The 2,277-nt window shown below is 38.4% G+C and carries 2 protein-coding genes; both read left to right on the forward strand.

The window, feature by feature from the left end; all coding sequences use genetic code 11:
- Positions 1-252: 252 nt before the first annotated feature.
- The gene (locus B2X72_RS10755; protein ID WP_286849581.1) at positions 253-636 is read left to right on the forward strand and encodes a helix-turn-helix domain-containing protein; all 384 of its coding nucleotides are present in this window, start codon (positions 253-255) and stop codon (positions 634-636) included.
- Between the two features lie 296 nt (positions 637-932).
- Positions 933-2,141: a hypothetical protein gene (locus B2X72_RS10760; RefSeq protein WP_286849583.1), complete on the forward strand. Its 1,209-nt coding sequence runs from the start codon at positions 933-935 to the stop codon at positions 2,139-2,141.
- Positions 2,142-2,277 lie beyond the last annotated feature (136 nt).

Genomic DNA, 2,277 nt, shown 5'->3' on the forward strand with positions numbered 1-2,277 from the left:
GGGGCACTTATTGGTTGCGTCCTTGAAATTTCCTACATTGCTTGGACGAGGCTCTTTATTGTGAACACCCTCTAGAGAGTGCAAATATACTATTTCTTTTTTTCTGCTAATTTTTTAATATTTCATTTATTCAAGATATTTTTAACAGATATTTTAACTTCATTAAAGGTAGGAATTTGTATTTCGAAATTAAGCCTATTTTTAGTATCTTTAGAGATACTTTTAGTGTCTATTTGATTAAATATGTAAGAGATGGGAGCTATACAGTCAAAAATTAAACGGTTCAGAGAAGCTGAGGGTATTACACAGCAAGAGATGGCAGATAAACTGCATATCCATGTGAAAACTTGGCAAAAGATTGAAAATGGAATTACGCGTCTGGACTTGGAAAGATTAAACCAGATTGCTAATGTTTATGATATACCCGTTGAAGATCTAATCAATACTGATGATAGTATTTATATTAGTGAAATAAAAGATAATAAAGTCGGTTTTAATAATTCACATGTAACCATACAAGATAAATCGGAAAATGAAACTAAATTATACGAGAAATTATTGGAAGAAAAAGATCGTATGATAGATATGCAATCCAAATTTATTGCAGAATTGGAAGAAAAATTAAGAAATAAATAGATTATAATTAATTTAAGGCTGAGAACTTGGTCTCTATCCTCCGGGATGGGGGCCTTTTTATTTTCAGTTTTAAACAAATACTGTAAAAAGTTTAGGATCATCTTGTCAATTTTGAAATCGAGATTCTTTTCTACTATAGGAGTTTCTCATTCTGATTACAGATTAGCAAGATTGCCCAATTTCAAATCTTAATTGTTGATAATATATCTGATTTTTATTAACTTAAGGAATATTTAATTCCTCTATTGAAAGGAAAAGGATCTCACATCTAGAGGATTTAAGTCAAATGGAAGGGTATGAGTAAATCGAGCCATCGAAAAATCAGCTACGGCCAAAAGGAACAGGCCCGCCGGCAGGTGTTTTACCACAGGTTGCGCATTATCTGTGAAAAAATGGTTGGCAAGGGATATTTTGAGCTTCTTCCTGAAAGTAGCCTCCGACTATTATACCTATATAGATATCCCGAGATCAAGGTGATCCTGCGTGGTAAACGTGTCATGAATGAAGAGGAGCTCAAAAATTATAAGCAAACTTTGGCCGAACTGCTCAGCGGTCAATATATCGAAACCCTGTTGGGAGAAAAGATCTCTTATGCACGCTTTTTGACTGATGCGCTTGTCCTGCTTCATTATATACAGTACAGGGTGGGCACGAGGATCAAAGGGTTTTCCAAGTTACGGGAGGTGTTCGCGCCCTATTTCACCACGACAGAGTGGTTTGGTCAGCAGCGCACGAATATTATACAGATCATGAGTATCAATGATCTACAGCTCTATGATTTTTACAGGGGTACAATACGGTTCAGTTTTGACCGGATGGCGATAGAACAATTCGGTGGGACCAATGAAATCTATATTCACCGTCTGGCCCATAGCACGACTTTACAGAACATAGACGGAAAGAAAAGGATAATAGTCCGTATGGGGGTTCCCTCTCCGGTCAAAATAGATGAATTTGACTGGATTTCTATCAAACCGAGCCAGTTGGGACTGACCAATGTTGATGAAGATATACCGCTTCCAATCTATGCCCAGCAGCATGCACTCGACCGCTTTGAAGAACGTGCGGTGTTTTGGAGAGGATACGTGCAGGCCTATATTGGATATATAATACGGGAAGGAAGTGCACGTACCATTGTTAAAAAGGATTATTTGCTGCTGGAATGTTATCTCGCTACCCATAAGGTGGGTTACTTTGTCATATCGCTCCAACGGGACAAGTGGCTGATCCGGACTTTTCTGTTCCTGACCAACTCAGGAACACCAGAGGGCAATAAACTTGAAGATATGACCAACCTGAAATTGCTCGACAGAAAACACCTGATGATAGACTGCATGGACGCTTTTTTGCTTTACGATATTGCAGGAGATAAAGGGCTACGCAAACTCTTTAACAAAGCTGGATGTGGATCCTTGATGAAATATGCTGATCAGATCAATAAACATGGAAAGGAGAGCCTCAAAAGTCCTGATTTTATATACCGTTATATGGCTATGATGAAATAAAGAAAATACCAGAGTTTTCTCTTCTTAACGGCACTTTGATTTGAACATACGATCCTATTGCCAGCGCTTAGGCCACCAAAAGGCAAGATGGTACAATTGGGTCAAGGGCGCTAGCAGGGGCAGTGTGATTGGGCGT

Source organism: Sphingobacterium sp. UBA7253, assembly GCF_002472745.1.
Taxonomy (GTDB): Bacteria; Bacteroidota; Bacteroidia; order Sphingobacteriales; family Sphingobacteriaceae; genus Sphingobacterium; species Sphingobacterium siyangense.

Excerpts from the sequence above, each read along its gene's own strand:
- B2X72_RS10755 (WP_286849581.1), top strand. The coding sequence starts at position 253 with ATGGGAGCTATACAGTCAAAAATTAAACGGTTCAGAGAAGCTGAGGGT.
- B2X72_RS10760 (WP_286849583.1), top strand. The coding sequence starts at position 933 with ATGAGTAAATCGAGCCATCGAAAAATCAGCTACGGCCAAAAGGAACAG.